Here is a 1,559-nt window from a genome sequence, read left to right as displayed (position 1 = left end):
GTCAGAAGGTGTTATACCTCTATCTCAATTTGTTAACGAGAGCGGTGAAGTCGAATTAAAGATCGGTGACTCTGTTGATGTTGCACTAGATGCTGTTGAAGATGGCTTCGGTGAAACACGCCTATCTCGTGAGAAGGCTAAGCGTGCTGAAGCTTGGAAAGAGCTTGAGAAAGCATTTGAAGCTGAAGAAATCGTTAAAGGTGTGATTAACGGTAAGGTTAAAGGTGGTTTCACTGTTGAGCTGAAAACTATCCGTGCCTTCCTTCCTGGTTCATTGGTTGATGTTCGTCCAGTACGTGACACGCTACACCTTGAAGGTAAAGAATTAGAATTTAAAGTTATCAAGCTAGATCAGAAGCGTAACAACGTTGTTGTTTCTCGTCGTTCAGTGCTTGAAGCTGAAAATAGTGCAGAACGTGAAGCATTGCTTGAGTCAATGGCTGAAGGTATGGAAGCCAAGGGTATCGTTAAGAACCTTACTGACTACGGTGCTTTCGTTGACTTAGGTGGTGTTGACGGTCTTCTACACATTACAGATATGGCTTGGAAGCGTATTAAGCATCCAAGTGAAATCGTAAATGTTGGTGACGAGATCAATGTTAAAGTATTGAAGTTTGATCGTGAGCGTAACCGTGTTTCACTAGGCCTTAAGCAGCTAGGTGAAGATCCATGGGTACAGATCAAAGAGCGTTACCCAGAGAATACTCGTGTAACTGCGCGCGTAACTAACCTAACTGACTACGGTTGTTTCGCAGAAATTGAAGAAGGCGTTGAAGGTCTTGTTCACGTTTCTGAAATGGATTGGACTAACAAGAACATTCACCCATCTAAGGTTGTTCAGTTAGGTGATGAAGTTGAAGTAATGGTTCTTGATATCGATGAAGAGCGTCGTCGTATTTCTCTAGGTATTAAGCAGTGTCACGCTAATCCTTGGGAAGAGTTCTCAAGCAAGTTCAACAAAGAAGATAAAGTTAGCGGTAAGATCAAATCTATCACTGACTTCGGCATCTTCATTGGTTTGGATGGCGGCATTGACGGTCTAGTTCACTTGTCTGATATTTCTTGGCACGAAACTGGCGAAGAAGCTGTTCGTAAGTACAAGAAAGGCGACGAGATTGAAACTGTGATTCTTTCTGTTGATCCAGAGCGTGAGCGTATCTCTTTAGGTATCAAGCAGCTTGAGCGCGACCCATTTGCTGAATACGTGCAGGTTAACGATAAAGGTACTATCGTTACAGGTACTGTTAAGTCAGTAGATGCGAAAGCAGCTATTGTAGAACTTGGCGAAGATGTTGAAGCGACTTTGAAAGCTTCTGAAATGAGTCAGGATCGTGTTGAAGATCTAACTACTCAGCTTAAAGAAGGCGATGAAGTAGAAGCTAAGATCATCAATATTGATCGTAAGAATCGCGTAATTAATTTGTCTGTTAAGTCTAAAGATATCGATGACGAAAAGCAGGCGATGAAAGAAGTTCGTGAGAAGCAAGTTGAGTCTGCTGGACCAACTACAATCGGTGATTTGATTAAAGAGCAAATGCAAAACAAGTAATGCGCTTTCA

Annotated in this window: 1 protein-coding gene; it reads left to right on the top strand. The window is 42.1% G+C overall.

Features of this window, described 5'->3' with window-relative positions:
• The coding region (gene rpsA, locus A3766_RS20220; RefSeq protein WP_068642867.1) for a 30S ribosomal protein S1 at nucleotides 1-1,549 on the top strand (1,549 nt) is incomplete at its 5' end.
• Nucleotides 1,550-1,559: the final 10 nt, after the last annotated feature.

It is taken from the genome of Oleiphilus sp. HI0132, assembly GCF_001635845.1.
This window is presented reverse-complemented; position numbering and strand designations above follow the sequence as displayed.